The sequence below is a fragment of the Paraburkholderia polaris genome, assembly GCF_012927345.1.
Classification (GTDB): Bacteria; Pseudomonadota; Gammaproteobacteria; order Burkholderiales; family Burkholderiaceae; genus Paraburkholderia; species Paraburkholderia polaris.
This window is the reverse complement of record NZ_JABBGJ010000028.1, coordinates 69,149-94,048: the sequence shown is the minus strand read 5'-3', so window position 1 is coordinate 94,048 and position 24,900 is coordinate 69,149. Positions and strand designations below refer to the sequence as shown.

20 protein-coding genes and 1 pseudogene are annotated in these 24,900 nt (G+C 61.9%); 14 read left to right on the top strand and 7 right to left on the bottom strand.

Annotated elements, in window-relative coordinates; translation table 11 throughout:
- Positions 1 to 41 precede the first annotated feature (41 nt).
- The 3 genes from HHL24_RS25060 (at position 42) to HHL24_RS25050 (ending at position 1,976) form a co-directional block, all read left to right on the top strand.
- Positions 42 to 728, top strand: a complete 687-nt coding sequence (locus HHL24_RS25060) for a helix-turn-helix transcriptional regulator (RefSeq protein ID WP_206003003.1) — start codon at positions 42 to 44, stop codon at positions 726 to 728.
- A 274-nt stretch (positions 729 to 1,002) separates the two neighbouring features.
- Entirely contained in the window at positions 1,003 to 1,260 is a 258-nt protein-coding gene (locus HHL24_RS25055) for a hypothetical protein (protein ID WP_169488044.1), read from the top strand.
- A gap of 116 nt (positions 1,261 to 1,376) precedes the next feature.
- Positions 1,377 to 1,976 (top strand): LysE family translocator, encoded by a 600-nt coding sequence (locus HHL24_RS25050; RefSeq protein ID WP_169488043.1) that lies wholly within the window; start codon positions 1,377 to 1,379, stop codon positions 1,974 to 1,976.
- 22 nt (positions 1,977 to 1,998) lie between these two features.
- On the opposite strand, the gene HHL24_RS25045 is transcribed toward HHL24_RS25050, so the two are convergent.
- From HHL24_RS25045 to HHL24_RS45115, 5 genes and pseudogenes are all read right to left on the bottom strand, one after another.
- Entirely contained in the window at positions 1,999 to 3,222 is a 1,224-nt protein-coding gene (locus tag HHL24_RS25045) for a winged helix-turn-helix domain-containing protein (protein ID WP_169488042.1), read from the bottom strand.
- A gap of 346 nt (positions 3,223 to 3,568) precedes the next feature.
- Positions 3,569 to 5,281, bottom strand: a complete 1,713-nt coding sequence (locus HHL24_RS25040; RefSeq protein ID WP_169488041.1) for an FAD-dependent oxidoreductase — start codon at positions 5,279 to 5,281, stop codon at positions 3,569 to 3,571.
- Between the two features lie 93 nt (positions 5,282 to 5,374).
- Positions 5,375 to 6,367 carry a DedA family protein/thiosulfate sulfurtransferase GlpE gene (locus tag HHL24_RS25035; RefSeq protein WP_169488040.1) on the bottom strand — a complete coding sequence of 331 codons (993 nt, stop codon included), beginning with the start codon at positions 6,365 to 6,367 and terminating at the stop codon, positions 5,375 to 5,377.
- A gap of 340 nt (positions 6,368 to 6,707) precedes the next feature.
- Positions 6,708 to 6,959: a hypothetical protein gene (locus HHL24_RS25030; protein ID WP_007178686.1), complete on the bottom strand. Its 252-nt coding sequence runs from the start codon at positions 6,957 to 6,959 to the stop codon at positions 6,708 to 6,710.
- A gap of 581 nt (positions 6,960 to 7,540) precedes the next feature.
- A pseudogene (locus tag HHL24_RS45115) lies at positions 7,541 to 7,717 on the bottom strand (PAS domain S-box protein); the annotation flags it as partial.
- 297 nt (positions 7,718 to 8,014) lie between these two features.
- On the opposite strand from HHL24_RS45115, the gene HHL24_RS25020 reads away from it, so the two are divergent.
- Positions 8,015 to 11,572 (top strand): ATP-binding protein, encoded by a 3,558-nt coding sequence (locus tag HHL24_RS25020; protein ID WP_169488039.1) that lies wholly within the window; start codon positions 8,015 to 8,017, stop codon positions 11,570 to 11,572.
- Between the two features lie 33 nt (positions 11,573 to 11,605).
- On the opposite strand, the gene HHL24_RS25015 is transcribed toward HHL24_RS25020, so the two are convergent.
- Together HHL24_RS25015 and HHL24_RS25010 are read right to left on the bottom strand one after the other, a co-directional pair.
- Positions 11,606 to 12,556 (bottom strand): alpha/beta hydrolase family protein, encoded by a 951-nt coding sequence (locus tag HHL24_RS25015; RefSeq protein ID WP_169488038.1) that lies wholly within the window; start codon positions 12,554 to 12,556, stop codon positions 11,606 to 11,608.
- 228 nt (positions 12,557 to 12,784) lie between these two features.
- Entirely contained in the window at positions 12,785 to 14,185 is a 1,401-nt protein-coding gene (locus HHL24_RS25010) for a GntP family permease (RefSeq protein WP_169488037.1), read from the bottom strand.
- A gap of 313 nt (positions 14,186 to 14,498) precedes the next feature.
- Between HHL24_RS25010 and HHL24_RS25005 the strand changes: the two genes are divergently transcribed.
- The 10 genes from HHL24_RS25005 (at position 14,499) to HHL24_RS24960 (ending at position 24,838) form a co-directional block, all read left to right on the top strand.
- Positions 14,499 to 16,001, top strand: coding sequence for a sigma-54 interaction domain-containing protein (locus HHL24_RS25005; protein WP_169488036.1), 1,503 nt, complete (start codon positions 14,499 to 14,501; stop codon positions 15,999 to 16,001).
- An 87-nt stretch (positions 16,002 to 16,088) separates the two neighbouring features.
- A complete protein-coding gene (locus tag HHL24_RS25000) occupies positions 16,089 to 16,349 on the top strand; it encodes a hypothetical protein (protein ID WP_169488035.1) in 261 nt (86 codons plus the stop codon).
- Between the two features lie 505 nt (positions 16,350 to 16,854).
- On the top strand, positions 16,855 to 17,058 hold the full coding sequence (locus tag HHL24_RS24995; protein WP_169488034.1) for a hypothetical protein: 204 nt from the start codon (positions 16,855 to 16,857) through the stop codon (positions 17,056 to 17,058).
- A 432-nt stretch (positions 17,059 to 17,490) separates the two neighbouring features.
- Complete coding sequence (locus HHL24_RS24990) at positions 17,491 to 17,781, top strand: H-NS histone family protein (RefSeq protein WP_169488033.1); 291 nt, start codon at positions 17,491 to 17,493, stop codon at positions 17,779 to 17,781.
- Positions 17,782 to 18,471: 690 nt separating this feature from the next.
- Positions 18,472 to 18,996 (top strand): formaldehyde-activating enzyme, encoded by a 525-nt coding sequence (gene fae / locus HHL24_RS24985; RefSeq protein ID WP_169488032.1) that lies wholly within the window; start codon positions 18,472 to 18,474, stop codon positions 18,994 to 18,996.
- An 82-nt stretch (positions 18,997 to 19,078) separates the two neighbouring features.
- On the top strand, positions 19,079 to 20,116 hold the full coding sequence (locus tag HHL24_RS24980; RefSeq protein ID WP_169488031.1) for an aldo/keto reductase: 1,038 nt from the start codon (positions 19,079 to 19,081) through the stop codon (positions 20,114 to 20,116).
- Positions 20,113 to 21,552, top strand: a complete 1,440-nt coding sequence (locus tag HHL24_RS24975) for an NAD-dependent succinate-semialdehyde dehydrogenase (protein WP_169488030.1) — start codon at positions 20,113 to 20,115, stop codon at positions 21,550 to 21,552. The genes HHL24_RS24980 and HHL24_RS24975 overlap by 4 nt, the downstream gene beginning before the upstream one ends.
- Before the next feature lie 138 nt (positions 21,553 to 21,690).
- Entirely contained in the window at positions 21,691 to 23,079 is a 1,389-nt protein-coding gene (locus HHL24_RS24970; protein ID WP_169488029.1) for an MFS transporter, read from the top strand.
- Between the two features lie 372 nt (positions 23,080 to 23,451).
- The gene (locus tag HHL24_RS24965) at positions 23,452 to 24,018 is read left to right on the top strand and encodes a fimbrial protein (protein ID WP_169488028.1); all 567 of its coding nucleotides are present in this window, start codon (positions 23,452 to 23,454) and stop codon (positions 24,016 to 24,018) included.
- A 76-nt stretch (positions 24,019 to 24,094) separates the two neighbouring features.
- The gene (locus tag HHL24_RS24960; protein ID WP_169488027.1) at positions 24,095 to 24,838 is read left to right on the top strand and encodes a fimbria/pilus periplasmic chaperone; all 744 of its coding nucleotides are present in this window, start codon (positions 24,095 to 24,097) and stop codon (positions 24,836 to 24,838) included.
- Positions 24,839 to 24,900: the final 62 nt, after the last annotated feature.

The following is a 24,900-nucleotide window of genomic DNA, read 5'->3' as shown; positions in this document are numbered from 1 at the left end:
GCTTATTATGCAAGTATTGGCTTGGATAATAATGTGCTCCGATGAGATATGCAAATGAAAGCTTGGAAAATTCACCGGCGTTCGCGCAAGCCGTGTCGACTGCTGCGCCGGTGGATCGCATCCTGAATCTGTTGAAGACGCAGGGGCCTTCGTCGACGGCGTCGATCGCGGGCGAACTCGGCATCACGGTCGAAGCCGCGCGTCAGCAGATCCAGAAGCTGCTGACAGGCGGCCTGATCGAAGGGCACCAGGTGTCACAGGCGGGCCCGGGGCGGCCGAGTCAAAGCTGGGGTTTGACGGAAGCGGGCAATGCACGCTTTCCGGACACGCATCCGCAATTGACCGTGCAATTGCTCGGCTCGATTCGCCAGCTCTTCGGCGAAGAGGGGCTCGACAAATTGATCGATCAGCGTGCAATAGAAACGCGCGCGAACTATCTCGCGGTGCTCAAGCCGATCAAGGGTCTCAAGGCGCGGCTCACCAGGCTCGCCGAGCTTCGCAGCGCCGAAGGCTATATGGCCGAGTTGCGCAAAGACGGGCGCGACTGGATGCTGCTCGAGAACCACTGTCCGATTTGCGCGGCGGCGCGCACCTGCCAGGGTTTTTGCCGCACGGAGTTGCAACTGTTCGCGGAGATCGTCGGTGATGAAGGTTCGATTGAGCGCGAGGAGCATGTGCTTGCAGGCGCGCGGCGATGTGCCTATCGCGTGAGGCTTAAAGGCAAATAACGCGCATGCGACGAAGAACCGCTCGCGTGGATCGCGCTGGGTCCGATCACGAATAGACGGCAGCGCACGTTCGGTATATAACAACGTGAAAGGATGGCTTTGTTCACGGATGCATGGGACCGGAGTAAGTGCTTTGCATGGGACCAAAGTAAGCGCTAAAGCGCTAACTCTGGTCGACAGCTAAAGCGCCAACTCCGGATCGACCGCTGATGCATGGGTCCGGAGTAAGCGCTAAAGCGCTAACTCCGGATCGACATAGGAGAGAAGTTTAATCATGACGCAAGACATAACGCCTAAGCCGCCCGCAGGCGACCGGCCCGACCTGGAACACCTGGATGCAGCGCTCAGTCACGTGGATCAGCAGGTATCGTCCGGCAGCATTGCTTCGGGTGCCGCAAAGGGCATTCTGTATAGCCTGATCGAAACGCTCGGCGCATTCGTCGGCGATCCCGATCTGCCGGAACACGCGCGTTCGGGTTATGAGGGGCTGCTGGAAGCAGCTCGCGAATTGCGAGCGAGGCTCGACCACTGAAGACAGTGGTGCGCCGCCTGCGGGCGGCGTGGTTCGCATCGCAATCGCTGCCGCATGTCGGCAGCGCGGTTCTCTGTGATAAAAAGGCGCATTGCTTCTAACATTGCGCCTTTTTTATGCTTTCCTGGTCTGCTATCGCGTTGCTGGCTGTCGGCATTATCGTCGTACTGATTACGCCGGGTCCGACCAATACGCTGCTTGCGGCGGCCGGTTTGCGCCAGGGCGTGAGGCGTTCGTTGCCGCTGATCGCCGCCGAACTGGCCGGCTATCTCGTGTCGATTTCAGTGTGGGGACATTTTCTCGCGCAAGCCGCGCACGCGTTGCCGTGGTTGCCGTCGCTGCTACGCGTGGCGGCTGGCGTGTACATCGCGTATCTCGCCGTCGATATGTGGCGTGCGGCGGTGGCCTTGCCCGATTCGACGCAGCGGGCGAGCGGCCTGCGAACGCTATTCGTGGCGACGCTGCTCAACCCGAAAGGCTTGTTGTTCGCCGGCACAATCTTTCCCGCCGTTGCGTTCGCGCTTGTTCCCGCATATGCCATGGCGATGCTGATATTCGCTTGCCTGCTGGTGCCGATCGCGCTTGCGTGGATCGCGTTCGGCGCGGCGCTTGGCAGCGGCAAACTCACCTGGCTGAATCCGGTGAAGATGCAGCGCGGCGCGTCGATTGTGCTGGGCGTGTTTTCCTTGTCGCTCGCGTGGGCGGCGCTGCATTAAGACCGCGTCTTGTGCCGCGCGGTTAAGCTTCCATCCTGCTGTCTACGTTCAACGCCTCAAGCCATTCCGGCGGCGCGGACGCGATTTCCAGTTGCGGTGTGCCGTGCCAGTCCGCACAGCGCTGCAGAGCGCGGCGCAGATCGCCTGCAAGCCGCGCGCTGAGTCGCACGCCGGGTTCGATGTGCAGCGATTTCAGTTCGAATACACCGTTGGTCCGATGCGCTTTCGCGTCCACGCGACCCACCAGGCGCCCCCGGCTCAAAAGCGGCAACACGAAGTAGCCGTATTTGCGCTTGGCAGCCGGTGTATAGCATTCGATCGCATAGTCGAAGTCGAAGAGCGCGGCGGCGCGCTTGCGGTCCCACACCACCGGATCGAATGGCGACAGTACCGTGGTGACGGTCGAAGCGAGCTTGCCGGTCGCTGCGTCGTCGATCATCGGCGCGAATTCACAATGGACGAAGGTGTCCTGCTTCCAGCCTTCCACTTGCACCGGGATCAGCTCGCCCTGATCGGCGAGCGCTCGCAGTTCGTCGCGATAGGGACGGCGCGGCAGCCGGTAGTAATCGGCGACCCAATCGGCGCGCACGACGCCGAGCGCGCGGCAGGTCCGGCGCAACGTTTCCTCGGTGACGGTTTCTCGCGGCGGCAGGTCGCGCGCGTCGTCCCAGTCCGGTAACACGCGCTCGGTCAGATCGTAGACACGATGAAAATTGCGCCGCTCGGCCACCATCAGTTGCCCGATTGCGAACAGCACTTCAAGGTGGCGCTTCTCCGGCTTCCAGTCCCACCAGCCGTTGCCCTTGCCCGCTTCGCGGGCGAAGTCCGCTGAACGCACGGAGCCCGTCGCACGGATATGCGCGAGCAGTTTGTCGATGTCTTTGCGATGCTTCTTGTGCCACTCGGCGGCGTATTTCCAGCCCATGCCGCTCGGGTCGAGCATGCGGTGGCGCAGCAGGCCGTAGTCTTCGGTCGGGACGAAACAGGCTTCATGCGACCAGTATTCGAATAGCTTGCCTTCGGCGAGATGCTCGTCGAGCCATTGCTGCGGATACGCGCCGAGCCGGCTGAATAGCACGAGATACGGACTGCGCGCGACGACGTGGATCGTGTCGATCTGCAATTGCGCCATGCGGCGGATGGCGTCGAGCACGTCGGCTTTAACGGCTTTGCGGCGTGGCGGCGTCAACAAACCTTGCGCGGCCAGATGCAGGGTGCGCGCGGCGGATAGCGGAAGCGTCTTCACGCGGGCGTCGGTCACGGGCTTGGGTCACGAGTCTGGGTTAATTGACTGCGATGGGAGCGGACGCGAGGTCCAGCCTGGATCAGCAGCCGCTACTGTAGCGCGAATACGGCAGACGAATCGGCATGGAGGATGACCGGAGCCGGCACCGTGGAAGCCGAAGCGGACGCACTGACAATGGCTCAGCACCTCAGCAACTCAGCCGAACGGACATCACCAGGCGCGCCTTTGGTGCTTATCCCAGCCGCGGTGGCGGCCATGGTCAGGGGGCGCTCGCGATACCCGGCGGCCGGGCGGCGTGAAGGGCGTCCGGGCGTTGTTATGCCGGCGGCGTATTCGAACGAGGCGCTCACGCGCCCAAAGCCACCGCTTCTCCCGCCGACACCGCCAGCATCTGATGGATTTGCGCGACCACCGCCGCGCCTTCTCCAACCGCCGCCGCGACGCGTTTCGTCGACCCGGCGCGCGCGTCGCCGATCGCATACACGCCCTCGACAGTCGTAGCGAGATCGCACACGGATGCGCCGTCCACGCCGGTGCCGGTCAGCACGAAGCCCTTGTCGTCCAGCTCCACGCCGCAGGTGCGCAGCCAGTCGGTATTCGGATCCGCGCCGGTGAAAAGGAACAGATGCCGTGTATCGAAGCTTGCGGTGCCATCCGGCAACGGCTTCTTCAACGAGACGGACGCCAGCCCGATTTCGTCCGCCTCGAGCCGGCCAACTTCCGAATTCGGATGCACGAACACATTCGGCAGCGAGCGGATCCGGTCGATCAGATAGCGCGACATGGTGGCTTCAAAGCCGCTTCGGCGGATCAGCACATGGACCTTGGCCGCGTGCGTCGCCAGATAGACGATCGCCTGGCCCGCCGAATTGCCGCCGCCCACGAGCACGATTTCCTGGCGCTTGCACAGCTTCGCCTCGACCGGCGACGCCCAATAGTAGACGCCACGCCCATCGAAGCGGTCGAGCCCTTCGAGCGCCGGGCGCCGATAGACCGCGCCGCTCGCGATCACAATCGCGCGGGAGGTGATCTGGCCGCCGCACTTGAGTTCCAGCCGATACGGCGACTCCGCGCAATTCAGCGCCTTCACATGGACCGGAATCGCGACGTGCGCGCCGAATTTCTGCGCCTGCACGAACGCGCGGCCCGCCAGTGCCTGACCGGAGATGCCGGTGGGAAAGCCGAGATAGTTTTCGATCCGTGAACTGGCGCCCGCCTGGCCGCCCGGCGCGCGGCTGTCGAGCACGATGACCGAGAGTCCTTCGGACGCCGCGTACACGGCAGTGGCGAGGCCGGCCGGTCCCGCGCCGACGATCGCGACGTCGTACACATGCGAATCGTCGAGATCGGGCAGCAAGCCGAGGCAGGTGGCGAGTTCCGGCATGCTCGGATGACGCAGCACCGAGCCGTCCGGGCAGATCACCAGCGGCATGTCTTCTTTCTGCGCGGCGAATTGCTCGATCAGACGCAGCGCGTCTTCGTCGCGTTCGTCGATGACCGAGTGAGGATGACCGTTGCGCGACAGGAAGCCTTGCAACATCACGAGCCGCGCGTCGCCGCTGTTGCCGATCAGGATCGGGCCACCCGCGCCCTTTTCGATCAGCGACACGCGGCGCAGAATCAGCGCGCGCATGATGCGCTCGCCCAGTTCGGCCTCGGCGACGATCAGCGCGCGCAGCTTGTCCGGCGGAATCAGCAAGGCGTCGACCTGGTCAACGGCCAGGCCGTTGACCAGCGCGGGCCGTCCGGACAACTGACCGACTTCGGCGAGAAAATGCCCGGCGCCATGTTCTGCAATCACGACTTCGCGCCCGATGCCGTCGCGCTGATAAATTTTCACGCGCCCATTCAACAGCACGAACATGCCTGGACCAGTGTGGCCGGTCTCGAACAGCAGCTCACCGGCTTCCCAGTGGCCCACTTCGCCGAACCGGCGCAGACGATCGATTTCTGCGCACGTGAGTTCGGGGAACATCTGATGCATGCGCGTCGCCAGCGACGAAAACGGCGCGTCGGCGACGACGGCTTGTTGCCCTTCTGCTTCTTGAGTCGACAGCATTGAACCGCTCCTTCTGTGTTCGTCCTGATTGATCGACACGGGGGGCGAAGCGGCGCGGGCGCGCGAGGGCGCCGATGTGAATGCGCTGCTGCGCTACACGGCCTTGGGCGCGATATCGTCGACCGCCACGTCGGGCGGCGGCATGCCGGGCAGCGCGTCCACCGCTTTGCCCGAGTCGCGCCAGGCTTCCATGCCGCCGCGTAACGGCAGCACGTCGGCGAAGCCGGCTTCGTTCATCTGTTTGGCCATCCATGCCGCGGATATTTCATTTGGGCACGAACAGTAAATCACTACCTTCTGATCGTGCGGGTACGTCGCGACGATTTCGTCGAGCTGCCGCTCGTCAGCGAATTGCGAGCCCGGAATCACGAACGGGTCGAGCGCGCGCTTTTCCTGCGAGCGGATATCGAACAATACTGGCGTTTTGCCGGCCGCGACCAGCGCCGCCAGCTCCTCGATTTCCATTCGCTGGGTCGCGAGCTTGGAAATCAGCTGGCGCCGGCGAATCCAGCGATAGGCCGCATACAGCAGCAACAACGCGACGGCCACCATCGCGGCCGTGCGGCCGAGGCGTCCGGCCATGGCGAACAGTATGTCGATCTGCCGGGCGAACAGCGCACCGATGATCAAGCCGGTACCCGACCACAAGGCGGCGCCGATGCTGTCGTAAGTGAGAAACGTGCGGTAGCGCGTGCCCATCGCGCCGGCCATCGGAATCGACACGATCGACAAGCCCGGCACGAACTTCGCGACTGCCAGCACGCGCACGCCCCAGCGGCCGAAAAAGCGTTCGGTCTTTTTTACACAGGTGTCGCGTGACAGGGAAAGACGGCAGATCGTTTTGAGCGTGTTGCCGCCGTACATACGGCCGGCGAGATACCAGGCGCTGTCGCCGATCAGCGTGGCGAAGATCGACAACACAAGGACCGGCATCAGTTGCGTGCCCACCGAGCCGGGATGCATGGCCGCCATCGCCCCAAACAGCACGAGCGACGGCATCGCCGGCACCGGCAGCCCGAGCGAGGCGGCCAGCACGTTGACGAAGACGAGCGCCGGTCCATATTGCTCGACGAGATCATGTAGCATCGGCTTACATCCGCGGCCCTTTCGAGCGCGGCGCAGGTAGGGAAAGCAACGGAGAATGTAAGGATTATGGACGCATTTTCAAGACGTGCAAACGCCCGGAAAAGCGGCCCGTTATTCGAGTGTTAAAAGCGCGGCTGCGGTGTGCCGGATGAATTAAAGGCGCGGATTAGAAGCGCGAATGAAACAAAGCGAAACGGATACAAGCTTACGCGACAAGCGAGCGGTCGAATAACCTCTTACGGTCATCCGTAGAACGTTCTGCATTACGAGAATCCAAGCTGGCGATACAGCGACGGCGTAAGGCATTCGCGCGTGAGCGCGATGCCGTGCGCCGCAGCTTTTACTGACGATGATTGTGCTGTTCGCCCGGCAACTCCGCGCCATGCGCGCGAATCGCCGCAATCAGTTCGGCAGGCGTGATTTCGTAGCGCACTTCGCGGTGAATGCCTGGCTTGCGCTCATCGACCTCGATCAGAAGAATGCCTTTGCCGTCTTCTGTCGATTCGAGGCGCAGCGAGCGGAGTTCGCGCGCCGTTGCGTCGTCGTATTCGGTGAGCAGGGCCATTGACCCGGAGGACCCGGTAGTGCGCATCGAAGTTGTCCTTGTTCCGTTGTTGATCGAACCATTGTACGGGCAGGCTGGCGCGCCGTCTGTCGCGCCGCATTCACACCCTGGGGAATCTGCCCGTCCACCTGTCTGCTTGCCGGGCGCCGCGCTGCGCTGTATTGGCCAATAGCTGGCGAGACGCGCCGGCCAGCGCGAGCCGTGACGCCCGGCTGTGACAACCAGTTTAACGCGACTCCCCATAACGACGGCTGCATTTTTCGTGCCCCGTGGCGGTGCATCCCTTCTCCCCGGCTGTCACGGTGCTGACGCGCGCTTCGGCTAGGGGCGGGCGCAATGAGAGCGCCGGGCGGCAAAAAAATAGCCCGTCCTTGAAGGGACGGGCTGCTAAACGCCGTTGTTACTCGGGTCAGGCTGCCCTTGCAACTATTTGGGCGCTGACGTTTGCATCGTGATGCGTCAATTCTGGGCTGTCGAGGTAGTAGTAACGCCGATCTATCAGATCAATGTCAATTCTTCCTGCTCGACTTCGTGCGCAATTTCGTGCGCAGCGTCGCGCCTGAATTCGGGCGCTGCGTTATGCGCCGGAGCCGGCGCTGCATTAAGCGAGGGTACCTGCCGCAGCGGCTGGGCTGGCCGATCAGCTCTTCGCGTGTGTAGCCCGAGACGGCGATGAAGGCCGGGTTGCAATACTGGATGCGGCCGGTCAGGTCGGTCGCGGAAACAAGCATCTGTGAAGAAGGGAATTCGTACTCGTGCCCGGTGACAGGCTGGTTGTTGCGCATGGCTTTCCTTGCAGGTGCGGACGCGTGTCCGCACGGTCCTTACATCTATGCAAGCAATAACGGCATTAACCCCGCAGGATTTAGGGTTTCCTGGTAAACCACTCAGGTTTATGACGCGCTGAGCCGTTAATACAGGGTTGTTTCATGCGCGCCGAATGGCCGTGGAAAACGGTGCCGGATGCGTTTCGCCGCGCCTTCAAAAGCGTTACACTGCGCCGGACAAGGCCTGCAGACGCATTTCGTCGCCCCGACACCCGCAGCGGTCTGCCTGCGCGAATCCGCTACTCAAGCGAGCCGATGCAGAAGATCCTCGACCGTACTCAGGAGTCACTGGCCCACGCGTTCGCTTCGCTCGCGCAAAGCGCGAAGCATCAACGGCGCTTGTACCTTGCGACGATCGGATCGTTGATGCTGATCGTGGTGATATTCACGCTTCTGCTGGCGGTCCTCGCCGCGTCCAAGCAACTGGACTACCGGCGCGCGTTCGCCACGCGGAATGCCGCCGATATCACAGCGTTGCTGCATCGCGAGCAGGCGTTTTTGCGGCGTGCGGAGCTGACACTCGCTTACTACGACGCATTCGAAGGCAAGCTGCCGCTGCCCGAGGGCATGGAGGAATCGGTCCAGAAAACGGGTGCGGCACGCAGCCTTGCGGAGAGGGGCGGCGCGCATATCGATCTGCTGGTCGGCGACGCGACTCGGGCTGCGTGGGGGCCGCAGCTGAAAACGAAACTCTGGCGTCTGTACCAGACCGGGGTGTCGACGCTGGCAACCGAGCAGGCCTTCGCGCTGCGCCAACGCGCGATGCTGATCGGACTGAACGAAGACTACGCGGTCATGCTTCCCCCAGTCGACGCACCGGGCGCCGCATCCGGCACCGATGCGCTGTTGCTGCAACCGGCAACGATCGGCACGCTGCGCGACGCAATCGAGAGCCAATTGCAGGCTCAAACCGGCAAGCGCGTGCCAGGTAAAGGCGAGCGTATCTGGCTCGGCCCCTCTCGCGAACCGCTGCAAGGCGTACCGGTGATCACCGCCGTGAGCGCCTACTATTCCGGCGACACGCCAGTCACGCTCATCACAACTAGCATCCCTGTCAGCACGCTGCCCGACTATTTCACCCGGCCGGCGGCCGAGGGAACGTTGCTGCTCATGAAGCCAGACCGTCGCGTGATCGTGTCGTCGCCGCCGGTCGACGCGGGCACGTTGCAAATGCTGCGGAACACCGTCACAAACATGCCCGCTGACGGGTATCGCTACACGCGCGATGGCGCCGTGCTGGTCGAGCCGCTCATGTCGGACTTCGGCTCGCTGGTGGGTTATCTGCCGTGGCGGGCGTTAGTCGGCGCACTACGCTGGCAGCTGGCGATGCTCGCCGGCCTTGCGCTGCTCGTACTAGGCGCCATCGCGCTAACCGCGCGTCTATGGGGACTGCGTCTGTTGCAGAAGACGTTCGCCGAAACGACGCGCGCGCTGGAAAGCGAAACCATCAATCACATTCTCGTCAGCGCGACGCCGATCGGTTTATGCATCGTTCGGCAAAGCGATTTTTCAATCCTCACCGCCAACGCGCTGGCCGGCGAATTGCTGCATATCGAACCGGGTAGCAACCGCTTGCCGCCGCACATCGTCGGCGAGTTCTCGGCGCAGGCGCCGGACAAGCCGTCGGTAATGGCGTTTGCGAAGGTCGCCGCTTTTGTCGCGCCCGCACGACCCTTTCCGTCGCAGCCGCATTTATCGCAACCCGTCATGCAATCGGCAACGCAACCGCTGCCAGACGAAGGCGAAGCGGCGCCCGCGCAGTTCCTGCAGTTCACCTACGCCGCCGCGCGTTACGCCGACGAGGACGTGCTGTTCTGCGCGATTCTCGACGTGACCGCGCAGCATGCGCTCGAACAGCAACTGCGGCTCGCGCAGCAGAGTTCCGAGATCATGATGCGGGCGCGTTCGAATTTCTTCGCCTCGATGAGCCACGAAATTCGTACGCCGTTGAATGCGCTGCTTGGCAACCTCGAACTATTCGCGCGCACGCCCGGGCTCGAAGCACATACGCAACGGCTAGCCACGCTGGGTGTGGCGGCCGACGCGCTACGCCGCATCGTCAATGACATTCTCGACTTTTCGAAGATCGACGCCGGCGAGATGAGGCTCATGACCGAATCGTTCCGGCCGATCGACGACTTCGAAAATATCGCGCTTTCCTATGCGCCGATGACGGCGGATCGCGCGATCCGCTTCTATTCGCATTTGTCGCCGACACTCGACCAGGTGCTGCGTGGCGATCGCACGCGTATCGCGCAGATCGTCAACAACCTGCTGAGCAATGCGTTCAAATTCACGTCGTGCGGCAAGATCACGTTGAATGCGGAAGTGAAGGACGATCTGCAAGGGCGTCCGATTTTGATCTGCCGGGTCTGTGATTCGGGCATCGGCATGGATCAGGCGCTGGTGGCGCGCATTTTCAATCCGTTCGAGCAGGGCGAGGCCAGCACCTCGAGCCGCTACGGCGGTACCGGCTTGGGTTTGTCGATTTGCGCGCGGCTGTGCGAGTTGATGGGTGGGCATATCTCCGTCGAGAGCGTGCTCGGGGTGGGCAGTGCGTTCAGCGCTTCGATACCGCTTGGGGTGCCGCCTGATGAATTGCGTGTTCCGTTCGTCGAACCGGCGCGCCGTGGAAGCGTGCTGGTGTTGTGTCAGGAGCGTGAGTCAGGACAACTGCTCGACGGCTGGCTGCAGCGCGCGGGCTGGTCGGCACACACCGTGATGTCGACGCGTAGCGCGCAGGCCTGGTTACGCGTGAACCGGCCGCAGGCGATGCTGATCACCGGTGAGTACAGTCTCGACGCCATTGCCGGGTTGCGCGCTGTCCAGCCGGTCGGCGCCGCGTGGATCACGCGCACCGGGCCGCATCGTCCCGCAGCGCGCGGCGATGGCGTGCTCGAAGCCACCGAATTCAGCCGCACGGCGATCCTGTCCGCAGTCGAACTGGCAGCCGAGGGCGGGGTGGCTGCCGACGGTGCGGGGGCGCTCGCCGGCGAGTCCGCCGTGGCGCTGCCGCCGGCTGCGAATCCGGCGTTGCAAGGTCTGACGGTTCTGGTCGCCGAAGACAATCCGCTGATCCAGACGCTGATCGTGGAGCAGCTCGATGCGCTCGGCTGCCTGCCGACGATCGCCGGCGACGGGCGGCAGGCGCTGGCGGCATTCGAACAGGGACACTTCGAGGTCGTGCTGACCGATATCCACATGCCGGTCATGGACGGTTACGGATTGCTCGCCGCGTTGCGCAAAGCGGACGCGGACCTGCCGGTGCTGGCCTTTAGCGCGGTCACCGACAATCAGCAGCAGGAAGGCTGGCGCGAGCGCGGCTTTACCGGCTATGTCGCGAAGCCGGCGTCGCTGGGTGAGTTGGAGGCGGCGTTGCTCGCGGCGACGTCGGCGGGGTCGCTGGCTTCGGCATCGGCATCGGCATCGCCATCAACAGTAGCGGCAGCAACAGCGCCGGTGGCTCCGGAAACCTCGGCTCCGGCAGGTGCTACCGCTGATCCGGCCAACACGCTCAGCGCGGACGACAAGACGCGTTACACGGCCATGCTGAAAGAGCACTTGCAGAACGATCTGCCAAGGCTGCTGGCGATTGTCGAGCAGGAAGACCGGGAAGCGCTGCGCGGTTGGGCGCATAGCGCCGGCGGCGCGTTCCTCGTGGTGCAGGAGCGGCAGTTCGCGCAGCAATGCCGCGAGTTGCAGCGGCTATGCGAGAACAGCGAAAGTTGGACGACCGAAATGGACGAACGCGCAATCTCGCTGCATGAGGCGGTATGCGATCGCTTCGGGCTGGATGAAGCGTCGATGCATTGACGTGTGCAGCGGCAACCGCTGCCTGCGTCGCGCCTACGGCGACGAGGCCGCACCGTCCGCATTCGTGGAAGGCACAGGAGCGCTTTGCTTCAGTGGGACAATCGGCGCGACGAATTGCTCGAAATGCGGCAGCCAGATCGGAATCGCGCGGTCCACCGCGAACATGCCGTGGCCGTCCCGGCCGAACGGTGGCTCGACAACGAGTTCGCCATGCCCCCCTGCCGCCTGGAATGCACTGAACCAGGTCTTGACGACCTCCGGCGCGAAATACTGATCGTTTTCGACGTAGTGCCACAGCACGGGCACCGGTGTGGTCGCGGCGAAGTGCGCCATGGTCGCGGCCATCCGCTCCGGTGAGCAGGGCTGGCCGGGATGCTGGCTTGGGTCCCCGCCGCGGCCGCCGGAGAAGTTGATCACCGCAACGAGCCCCTTGGGCGCATAACTCGCCGCGGCTAGAGAAGCGAACCCTCCGGCGGACTGACCAACGAGTATCACGTTGTTGCGGTCGACTTGCGGCAGCGTGTCCGCAAACGCAATGGTGGCGAGCACGTCTTGAGCGGCTTCCCGTCCGGCACTTTCGAAGTCCGGGTTCTGACACGAACCGGTGTTTTCCGCAAACGAGCCACCGGTTGCGCCATACCCGCGTCGAATCGGAACGATGACCGCAAAGCCCAGCTGAACAAACTCGCGAATTTGCGCGAGCTTGCGGTAGCGGCCGACCTTGAAGCGATCGCGGGCGTTCGGCGGATTGCCATGGCTCAGGACGATCAGCGGAAACGGACCCGCGCCGTCGGGCATATAGGTGGTGGCGACAATATCGCGCGTGTGCTCGCCGAACAAGCCGTGCTCGGTCATCGGGACCTGAACGACGGTTTCATGCAGATCGGCGGCAATCGGATCGCGTTCATCCGCGCCCGCCGACGCCGCGTAACCAACGAGCGCGACGAGGGCGAAAAGCCCGCGCGCCGTGACCTTCTTGATCATTTGTATGCCCCGGGTTTGGGTCGCTATTTCACGTGTTTTATTTCACGCGTCTATAGTCACGCGCCCAGATCAAAACATCGGAATGCGCCGGGGTCAAGCACACTGCAGTCGAGTGTGAAATTGAAATGGAATGGTAAGAGATGCGCAAGCGTCGCGCTTGAATGTGCTGGGCGCGCCGATGTGTCGGCGCGCCCGGCTTTGAATCAGCAGTCTGTCAGAGCGACAAATTTAAACCAGCCCGGTCATGTAATAAACCGCGATCACAAAGAAAACCGCCATAGTCTTGATCACCGTCACGGCAAAGATATCGCGGTACGACTGACGGTGCGTCAAACCCGTCACCGCCAGCAGCGTGATCACCGCGCCGTTATGCGGCAGCGTGTCCATCCCGCCGCTCGCCATTGCGACGACCCGGTGCAGCACTTCCATCGGAATATGCGCCGCTTCCGCGCCCTTGATGAAGGTGTCGGACATGGCCGCGAGCGCGATGCTCATACCGCCCGATGCCGAACCCGTGATACCCGCAAGCGAGCTCACCGAAACCGCGGCATTGACGAGCGGGTTTGGAATGCTCTTCAGCGCATCGCTGACCACCAGGAAGCCCGGCAAAGCCGCGATCACGCCGCCGAAGCCATACTCCGACGCCGTATTCAACGAAGCCAGCAGCGCGCCCGCCACCGCCGCCTTGGTGCCGACCGCGAAGCGCTCGCGCACGCGGCCAAACGCCGTTACCACGACCATCACGATACCGAGCAGCAGTGCACCTTCAACGGCCCAGATCGCGACGACGCTTTTGATCGTCGTCGTGACCGGCGCATGGATGCCCGGCAGGATGTCCGGTGCGATGGTGTACGACGCGCCGTACCAGTTCGGAATCCAGCGGGTCAGCAGAAAGTTCGCCACGCCGACCAGCACCAGCGGCGCAACCGCCAGCAGCGGATGCGGCAGTTGCTTCGATTCGACGCGCTCCGGCTCGTTGACGAGATCCGTGCCGTAGCCTTCGCCGGTGGCCATCGCCGCGCGGCGGCGCCATTCCAGATACGTGAGGCCGACCACGATGATGAACAGCGAGCCGATCACGCCGAGCGTGGGTGCGGCCCAGGACGTCGTCTTGAAGAAGGTGGTCGGGATGATGTTCTGGATCTGCGGCGTGCCCGGCAGCGAATCCATCGTGAACGAGAACGCGCCGAGCGCGATCGCGCCAGGCATCAGGCGTTTCGGAATATTGCTCTGGCGGTACAACTCGGCGGCGAACGGATACACGGCAAACACCACCACGAACAGCGATACGCCGCCATAGGTGAGCAATGCGCACACCGCGACGATCACCGCATTGGCGCGTGAGCGGCCAATGTAGCGGATAGCCGCGGCCACGATCGACTCCGAGAAACCGGAGAGTTCGATGACCTTACCGAACACCGCGCCCAGCAGAAAAACGGGGAAGTAAAGCTTCACGAAGCCGACCATTTTCTCCATGAAGATCCCGGAGAACACCGGCGCGACGGCGCCCGGATCGGTCAGCAGCACTGCGCCGAGGGCGGCGATCGGCGCGAATAGAATGACGCTGTAGCCGCGATACGCGGCAAACATCAGAAACGCCAGCGCGGCGAGGACGATGACAAAGGACATTGAGTCTCCAAAGCTTGGTTGTTCTACGTGTACGCCATCTCGATTGATGCGACGGCACGGCGTCGACAAATGCAGGTTCCATGCCACGCGCGTTGTAGCGGCCTGACCGTTGATTTCACAGGCCGAATTTCGAAACGTGATGCGGCCGATTGTACCCAAACGTCTCAAAAACGGGACGCAAAATCATCTGGACATAGCTGAATCGAGGCCAAACCCTTATGTGATGCGCTTGCTGGCGATCTCGTCGATGAGATAAGCTTGTCTACGAAATGAGACATGCATAAATAAAACGATAGCCGGAGACAGCGACACCATGATGAACGACTGGGCGGGCCTTCCTGCCACCTACGGCGACGTACTTCGCCGGGCGATGGATTCGCTTTTCCGTACGTTCGAAAACTTCAGCGAAGGCACGTTCATCGTCGACGCCGAAGCGCGCGTCGTCTGGATCAACAAGCGCTATGCAGCGCGCTTCGGTTTTTCGGACCCGGAGCAGGCGATTGGCCGGGATTGCGAGGAGGTGATTCCGAACAGCCTGATGCGCGAGGTCGTCAACACCGGCAAACCGATTCTGCTCGACATCCTCGAAACGGACCGCGAGCCGCTTGTCGTGACGCGGCTGCCGTTGAAAGACGATGCGGGCGAAACGGTCGGCGCGGTGGGTTTCGCGTTGTTCGATGAACTGAAGGCGCTGACGCCGCTTTTTTCCCACTATTCACGCGTGCAGGAGGAGTTGATCGCAACGCGTCAATCGCTCGCGCAGGCAAGGCGGGCGAAGTACACGTTCGGCAGTTTCGTCGGCACGAGCGCGGCCAGTCTCGAAGTGAAGCGCCAGGCGCGCCGCGCCGCGCAACTTGAGTCACCGGTGCTGTTGCTCGGAGAAACCGGCACGGGCAAGGAACTGCTGGCGCATGCCATTCACGGCGGGTCGGCGCGGGCGAATCAGCCGCTCGTGACCGTCAACGTCGCGGCGATTCCGGACACTTTGCTCGAGGTCGAATTCTTCGGCGCCGCGCCCGGCGCCTATACCGGCGCCGACCGGAAGGGACGTGTCGGCAAGTTCGAACTCGCGAACGGCGGCACGCTGTTTCTCGACGAGATCGGCGACATGCCGCTGCCTTTGCAGGGCAAGCTGTTGCGCGTGCTGCAGGACAAGGAGTTCGAGCCGCTTGGCTCGAACCGGATCGTGCGCGCGGACGTGCGGATCATCGCTGCGACCTCGGCCGATTTGCCGGCGCTGGTCGCGGCGGGGCGTTTCCGCGCGGACCTGTTCTATCGGCTGAACGTGTTGACGATCCAGGCGCCGGCACTTCGCGAGCGTTCGTCCGATATCGAAGCGCTTGCCTACGCCATGCTCGAGGACCTCTCGGCGCAAGCGCGCGGCGCCAGTCACTTCGAATTGCAGGGCGATGCCTTGCGGCTGCTGTGTTCGTATTGGTGGCCCGGCAATGTGCGCGAGCTGCGCAACACGCTGGAGCGGGCGGTGATGCTCTCGGACAGCGAGCGAATCGATGCGCGTGCGCTGGCGCCGTTCATCGGTCCGGCACACGGCGGACATCGTCCGCACGTATCCATGGTCTCGGAAGCGCACACTTCAGACGCGGTCACAGACGCGGCTTCAGGGGCGGCCTCAGACGCGGCTTCAGGGGCATCCGAAGCGACCTCGTGGAGCGACGCCATGGCCGCGTTCGAAAAGCGCTATCTGGGCGATGCCTTGCGCGCCAACGGCGGTCGCGTGATCGAGACGGCCATGCAGATCGGCATGGGCCGCGCGACGCTCTATAAGAAGATCGCGGCATACGGCATCGAGGTGTGACAAAGTCCGGCGATGACGAGTGACGCAGCGCAATTGCCGCGTGGCACAATCGCGGGATCGAAAAACAAGATGTGATCGGGGTTTCAAATGAAACGCAGTCTCTCCTCTTTCGCGCTCCGGGCCTGTGCCGCACTGGCGCTTCCCGCAATCGCCATGCTGAGCGGCTGCAGCAGCAGCGCACCGCTGTTTCTATCGGACGGTCGCCCGACTACGCTGGTTCAGTGTCCGGCAGGCTCCGACTCCTGCTCGCAGCAGGCAAACGCGGCTTGCGGCGGCGCTTTCGACGTCGTGCGCCAGTCCAGCGACAACGGCACGCTCAGTCTGATTTACGCCTGCCGCGCGAAATGACGTTATGCCAGCCAATGGCTGGCATAACGGGATCGTTAATTTCCTTCCTTTATCCCGCTACCCGGCATGACGGTGGGCGCGTCCCTCTTAGCGCAAAGCTTTTTGAACGGGCCAAATCCGGTCATACGGTGATCTGGCGTCACGCAATACACATATGACCGTCATAAATATCTGCCTCTAATGCGCATTGCTTAAACGGTTATGATGCGCATTGAATATTTATCGCGCTGCTCCCGGACTATTACTCATACCGTTTGCGCCGACAACAAAGCGCCCCGGTTTCTCCACTAAGCCGAGTCGGTGCGGCACCTAACGGAACGCGAAGATTCTTCGCAGTATGGTTATCTGGCCGACTCGAAGATAAACATATACGCAGATTTTGCCGGGTTACGGCGGGCCAGATTAACGGCTTAAGAAAGTTTTTCCGTTTGAGTGAGGTGGATGGCGTAATTGCGGCACGTTTTATGCTTTTTAAACGAGTTCAATGAGTAAGTCCGGGGACAAAATGAATCACCATCAACTCGAAAAAGATATCGAACATCTTGAGCATGTAATCTCGCATCTTTCCGCTGAAGACCGTATCCCACTGTCCTACTGGCGCAACCGAATCGCCTTGGTGTCCGAGGCGGCATTGGTGCCGGCGCAGGCCAGCCGCGTCAAACGGCTTGATGCAGCCCTATCGGCATTGGAGGAGCGCAAGAAAGCGTGACCGTCCGCGGGATGGAGGGTGACGTGTACCGTCTGATCGGGTAACGTTTTCTTCAAAAATAAGGGAACGTAACACCTAAGGAATCAGGAGGAGCATGCAACCTGCAGGACTTTCAGCCACCCGGCTGACGGCGCTCACGAACGCCATGCAAGGTTATGTGGAGCGCCGCGTGTACGATGCAATTGACGATTGAGTGCGTTGGCTGCTGCCGTTGAGCAGGTAGCGTTGATCGCCGGTTGCTCTCGGGCCGTCCTGCGTGGCCATCCTCCGCCGGCGTGGCCCTTTGCGCGGCCCGCCTTCCGCGAACCGGCCCTGCGCGAGCTCCCCGCGCGGCTCTATCCGGCACTTTATTCGTCTGATAGTGTGCCCCCCAAGGGGACTTCCTCCGGAGCGTCCGCATTGCAGTTCGTCAAATCGATCGGAGTACCCGCCATGCCCTCGTACAAACAGTTGACTGCCCAGCTCGAAAAGCTTCACAAGGAAGTCGCGGCGGCGCGCGAAAAGGAAATCGCGCAGGCGATCGCCGAGATCAAGCAGAAGATCGCTGAATACGACCTGACCGCGGAGGAGCTGGGTTTTACGAGCAAGCGTGCGACGGGACGCAAAACGGTTTCGGTAGCCAAGTACCGCAACCCGAAAACCGGCGAGACGTGGAGCGGTCGTGGCCGCTCGCCTGGCTGGCTCGCGGGCAAGAATCGCGAGCGCTTTCTGATCGAAGGCTGAAGTCCTTTCCTACATGGCGCTTGCGCTCGCAACGTGCCGAATTTTTCTGAAGTGAAGGTGCGTCGGGTTTTTCTCGCACCGCTGAGAGGGTCCCGAAAACGCTCACCTTTCGTGTGAGCTTGCAACGCGCGCCTTGGGTTTCGCGAGGCGCCCGGCGCTAAGGTTTGTTGTTTCGGTGAGCCTGGTTTTGTCGGATGACGCACCTTGCGGTGCGATTGCCTCTGCTGTCCCTCCTGGCTGCACCCCTTTGCTCGAAACCCGCGCCAGCCTTTGCTGGCGGGCGTTCCCAGGCTATGCGAAGCATCGCGTAGAGTGTCGTTCGGTTCTCGCGCTGTCTTTTCCGCCGACCTTCCCCCGTTGCCGAACTTCGCACCGCTGGTGCGTGAGCGGCCGCCGCTGTGTTCACCTTTCGCCTCGCTTCGAGGTTCGAAATCGCGGGTCCCGAAAACTCTCACCTTTGAGTGTGCGCGTGTGCGCGACGTGGTACGCGCACTAAATGCGTCACCTCATACGCAACCCAATGCGCCTCTCATACGCCACCTGAGGCACCGCCTCATATGCGCGCTTCATGCGCCCGGGGGCAAACCCGGAGATGAGTTCGCCTCATACCCCGCATCAAAACTCATCGATACATGGTCGCGAAGACCGGACAGCACAATCGGTCATCCACTCACCCTCGACGGAAAGACCATGAGCGTATCGACGGACAAACAACTCTTCATCGGCGAAGGATTCGAAGGCCCCGGCGTCAACCTCGCGCACATCAATGTACTGGTCGGCCCGCGCAATGGGCCCGCGGGTCAGGCCTTCGCCACCGCATTGGCGACGCCCTCCGCGGGCCACGCGCCGTTCGTCGTGATCGCGAGGCCGGGCGTGCCGACCAAGCCGTTGACGCTGTACGTGAACAAGGCGCAGATCGGCAGCGACTTCCACGGCAACGCAACGTGGGGCGCCTCGCAGGCTGGCATCGCCAAGGCGGTGGCCGAGTCGCTCGAGAACGGCACGTTGCCGCCGGAAGCGGAAAACGATTGGGTGGTGGTGTCGGCGAACTGGGTCAACCCGGGCACCGACGATCTCGACGCCGTCTTCGAGAACAACTACCTGGCGTGCAAGAACGCGATCCTCGCAGCGATGAAGGGCCTGCCGCATCGCAATGAAGTGTTCGCCGCCGCGCGCGACGTATCGAATCCGTTCTACACCCCGAAACAACGTTAATCACCCGTAACGCGGTTCGCGCGCCATGGGGCCGACGCAGCCGCATACGTAACTGGATGCGATCAGGAAGGAGACACGCACTATGGAATACATTCGCCTCGGCCAATCGGGTCTGAAGGTTTCGCGTTTGTGCCTCGGCACGATGAACATGGGCACGCCGCAATGGAAACCGTGGATCTTCGACGAAGCGCAGAGCAAGCCGATTGTGCGTCACGCGCTGGAAGCAGGCGTTAATTTCATCGACCTTGCCGATTTCTATTCGACGGGTGTGGGTGAAGTGGTGGTGGGCCGCATTCTGAAGCGCATCGCGCGCCGCGAGGAAATCGTCGTGACGACCAAGGTCGGCTACGACATGGGCTCGTACCAGAACGCCGGCGGTCATTCGCGCAAGCACATCATGGATGGCATCGACGCGTCGCTTACGCGCCTTGGTATGGATTACGTCGATATCTACATGCTGCATTTTTTCGACGTGAATACGCCGGTCGAAGAAACCATGGGCGCGCTCAACGATATCGTGCGCGCAGGCAAAGCTCGCTATATCGGTGTATCGACGATGTACACATGGCAGTTCGCCAAGATCATGCAGGTCTGCGAGCGCAACGGGTGGCACAAGCCGATCAACATGCAGTTGCAACTGAACCTTGCTTACCGCGAGGAGGAGCGCGAGATGATTCCGTATTGCCAGGATCAGGGGGTCGGCGTCTCGGTGTTCAGTCCGTTAGCTCGCGGGTTGCTGACCTGCGATCCGCAGTCGACGCGCAACCAGACCGATTTCTTCACCTCGCAAATGTACGGCGATACGGCGTCGCGCGAGATTGCTGCGTCAGTGGCGCGCGTGGCGGCGCGGCGTGGCGTGTCGGCGGCGCAGATCGCGCAAGCGTGGGTGCTCAATCACGGCGGCGTCGCGAGCATGCTGGTCGGCGCGGACACGCCCGCGCAATTCGATAGCGCGTTGGCGGCACTCAGCACGAAACTCAGTGCGGACGAGCTCTTCGAACTCGAACGCAATTACACACCGTGCGATCTGATCAACGACTACACCGCCGGTAAGCGCATCGCCCGCGAAGCGCGGCTTGCGCAAGGCACGTTCGTCGAGAATCTGGAGAAGGCGGCATGAGCGAGTTTCTCCGAACCGGACATTACATTGGTGGCGAGTGGTACGAAAGCGCGAGCACGTATCCCGTGCTGAATCCCGCGACGGGCGAGGTCATCGCTCAAGTTGCCAAAGGCGGCGCAGCGGAAACGACGCAAGCCATTGCCGCCGCCGAGCGGGCCCTTCCGGCATGGCGTAGGTTGACCGCAAAGGAGCGCGGCGCACGCGTGAAGCGCTGGGGCGAGTTGATGCTGGAGAATCGCGACGCGCTTGCCGAGCTGCTGACCCTCGAACAAGGCAAGCCGTTGGCGGAAGCGCGCGGCGAGGTCGGCTACGCGGCGAGCTTCTTCGAATGGTTTGCCGAGGAAGCCAAGCGCGCGTATGGCGACGTGATCCCGAGCCCCAACCTGAACGCGAAGATCATCGTCACGCGCGAACCGGTCGGCGTGGTCGCGGCGATCACGCCGTGGAACTTTCCGCTCGCGATGATCACGCGCAAGGCCGGCCCGGCGCTCGCGGCAGGTTGCACGATGGTGCTCAAGCCGTCGGAAGAGACGCCGTTGTCGGCTTTTGCGCTGGCTGTGCTGGCGGAGAATGCTGGCATTCCATCGGGCGTGTTCAACATCGTCTCTGGTGACGCAGTAGCGATCGGCGGCGCGCTGACGGAATCGGATGTGGTGCGCAAGCTCTCATTCACCGGATCGACGCGCGTGGGAAAGCTGCTCGCGAAGCAGTCGGCGGATACGCTGAAGAAGCTGTCGCTGGAACTTGGCGGCAACGCGCCGTTCATCGTCTTCGACGACGCCGATATCGACGCCGCCGTGCAAGGGGCGATGGCCTCGAAGTTCCGCAACACCGGGCAGACCTGTGTGTGCGTGAACCGCTTCTACGTGCAGGAGGGTATCTACGACGCGTTCACCCTGGCGCTGACCAAAGCCGTGCGTCAAATGCGCGTCGGTAATGCGCTGCAGGGCGAAGTCGAGCAAGGTCCGCTGATCAATCATGCGGCGTTGAAGAAGGTCGAGGCGCACGTGGCCGATGCGTTGCAAAAAGGCGCGAAGATCCTCACCGGCGGCAAACCGCACGCACTCGGCGGCACGTTCTATGAGCCGACCGTACTGGTCGATGCCTCGAAGTCGATGTTGATAGCGGAGGAAGAGACCTTCGGCCCGGTGGCTGCATGCTTCCGCTTCAAGACTGAAGACGAAGCGATTGCCGCCGCCAACGACACGCCATTCGGCCTCTCCGCGTATTTCTACACGCGCGACCTCGCCCGCGCATGGCGCGTCGCGGAAGCACTGGAGAGCGGCATGGTCGGCATCAACGAAGGCATTTTGTCGACTGAAGTCGCGCCGTTCGGCGGTGTCAAACAATCGGGCCTCGGCCGCGAAGGCTCGAAGTACGGGCTCGATGAATACACCGAACTGAAGTACATGATGATGGGCGGCCTCGGACGCTAGCGTCTTGTATTGAACGTTCATGCGTGCGCCTCGCGTTTCATGCGCAAAGCGAAGCGAGGCGCACGAAGCAGCGCTGCGTATCTGAGCCGGTCACCCAGCCGGCTACGCAAGCGCTGCCCACACAACGAAGGAGACAGCGTGAGCAATCAGGATACCCAGGCCGCCACTCTCGGCCTTGCCCCCACTATGCCGCCTGCGGTTGCCGCAGCAGCGCACGGCCCCATTTCTCTCGACGACGTTCCGCTGAACGCGTTCCACGTCAAGATCGCCGGACTGACATTCGGCGCCCACTTTACTGAAGGGTTTGCACTCGGCACGATCGGCTATGCGCTGGCCTCGTTAAATCGCCAGATGCCGCTCGACGCTTTCTGGATGGGCATGATCGGCAGTTCCGCGTTGATGGGCATCTTTGTCGGCAGCCTCGTGTTTGGCTGGCTGTCCGATCGACTGGGACGGCAGAAGATCTTTCTACTGAGCTTCCTCATCATTACAGCGGCGGCTTTCGCGCAGTTTTACGTGTCGTCGCCGTCAGAGTTGTGTTTGCTGCGTGTGTTGATCGGCTTCGGCATGGGCGGGGACTTTGCGGTCGGACACGCAATTCTTGCTGAATTTTCTCCGCGCAAACATCGTGGGACGTTGCTAGGTTCGTTTAGCGTGGTGTGGACCGTTGGTTATGTGGTGGCTAACGTGCTCGGTATGCAATACGCGGACGCTTCGCCAGATGCGTGGCGTTGGCTGCTTGCGTCGGCGGGCGTTCCGGCGTTGATCGTGTTGATCTTGCGCATGGGCACGCCGGAATCGCCGCGTTGGCTGCACGGCAAGGGACGTGTCGCCGAAGCCAAGGCGATCGTACTCAAGCACTTCGGTCCTAACGTGACACTCGATGGTGGCGACGATGACCACGCGGCTCACGGACATACGGGCTTTGCACGGCTTTTCAGAAAGGACCTGATCCGCAGAACAGTCTTCAACTGTGCATTTTTCGTCTGCCTCGTGATTCCGTACTTCGCGATCTACACGTTCCTGCCGACCATTCTTAAGGCGATTCATCTGAACGACGGTTCGGGTGCGGATTTCCTGTTGAACGGCTTCCTGGTGCTGGGCGCGCTGATTGGCATCTGGCTCACGATCAAGTTATCGCGCCGCATGTTTCTGATCGGTTCGTTCGCGGTGACGTGCTTGTCGCTGATCGCATTGAGCTTGCTGCCGGAGTCTGCAACGCTCGCGATGATCGTCGCGTTCGCGATCTTCACGCTGACCATGTCCGCTTTTTCGAATCTGGTCGGCGTGTTTCCGCCGGAATGCTTTCCGACAGAAGTGCGCGCGTGCGGCGTCGGACTTGCGATCGCGTGCAGCCGTCTCGGCTCGGCTGTCGGTACGTTTCTGCTGCCGCTCGGGATCCTCCATCTAGGTTTTCACGCGACGATGATGGTGCTCGCAGCCGTTTTGTTGATCGGCATGGTGGTATCGATCGCCTGGGCGCCTGAGACGAAGCACTTGACGTTGGACGAAGCCAGCGGCGCGTAGCCCGCGCAGAGAGCTGCAAAAAAAACCCGCCGCATCGGTAACGATGCGGCGGGTTTTCCATTTGTGGCGCCAGATCTGGATTGGACCTTTCTTCTTCGAGTTTTAGGAAAAGTCTTAATCGCCTACAGACGACAAAAGCACAACCGTCAGAAGCATTCTTATTTCACGTAGGGAAAGTCTTATTCAAATAAGAATCGTCCTAGGTACTTAGGAATCTCGAAGCCCTAACATTGGTTTGTGCCTGAACGAGAGGCCAATAGTTCGAAGCAGATACCGAGAACATTGGAGCGCCCAGGACCAAATGGCGGGTCTCATCCAATATCGATTCGCTGTTGATTCAATAATTTTCTTAACTCACTGGAGCAGCAAAACATGAAATCAATTCTCCCCGCAATCGCAATCGCAACCGGCAGTCTGTTGGGTCTTGCATCGTTCGGCGCCCACGCGGCGGACGGCACGATCAGCATCACCGGCACGCTGTCGAACACCACCTGCTCGATCAACGGCAAGGCATCGGGTACGGCTGCCGATGTGGCAGTCACGCTGCCGACGGTTTCGGCCGGCACGCTCTCGGCGGCAGGCGCAGTTGCCGGTACGTCGAGCCCGACCGGTATCACGATGGCACTGACCGGCTGCTCGGGCGGCGCAACCAAGGCAGTTGCCACCTTCGAAAACGGCTCGACGGTCGACCAGGCAAACGGCTATTTGACGAACCTGGCTAGTACGACCCCGGCCACGAACGTTGAAGTCCGTCTGCTGAACGCATCGATGCAACCGATCAACATCGTGACCGGTTTGAACAACGATATCGCTGGCAACGGCGCGACGATCACCACCGGCAGCGCGAACCTGAAGTATTTCGCGCAGTACTACGCAACGGGCAAGGCTACGGCCGGCAACGTGAGCACGAACGTTCAATACACGATGCAGTATCAGTAAGCGATAGCCGAGGCGTTCGCTCAGGCGAACGCCTTTTTTGCGGCCTTATTTCAAGATTATTTTCAAAGGTGATGTGATGAAGTTGCTCGGAAAAATGACGATGGGAATCGGTTTTGCTTGTGCGCTGCTTGCAGGCAGCGCACAAGCAAGCGTGACGATCGGCGGTACGCGAGTGGTGTATCCGCTCGAGCAGCGCGAAGTCACGGTCAAGCTCGATAACGACAGCCACACCCCGTCGCTCGTGCAGGTATGGATGGACGACGGCAATCCGGATGCAAAACCCGGCGAAGTCAAGGTGCCGTTTGTGATTACGCCGCCGATTTTCCGCATGGACCCGGCGAAAGCACAGACCCTGCGTGTGATGTATAGCGGCGAAGCGCTGCCGCAGGATCGCGAATCGGTCTACTGGCTCAACGTGCTGGATATTCCGCCGAAGGCAAACGGCGCGCCCGACGTCAACTCGCTGCAAATGGCCTACCGCACCCGCATCAAGGTTTTTGTGCGTCCGGCCAAATTGCCTGGCAAGCCAGAAGATGCACCGACGCAGTTGAACTGGAAGATTGCCGCATCACCGGATGGCAAGGGCCAGGCGGTGAGCGTATCGAATCCGACGCCGTACTACGTGTCGTTTAGCGAAGTGGATGTCGAAAGCGGTGGTCACACTTTCAAGAACGAACAGGGCGGCATGGTTGCGCCGCGTGCATCGGTAGTCTTGCCGGTCGCAAAGATGAATGCCGTACCGGCAGGTGCAAAGGTTCACTACACCGCAATCAGCGACTACGGCGGCGCCATTAACGGCGACGCGACGCTCGGTCAATAGACCGCAGCAGCTTGCCGGCCGGGCGGCCGCCTTCCGCCCATCGTTAAACCCCTTCTCGACCA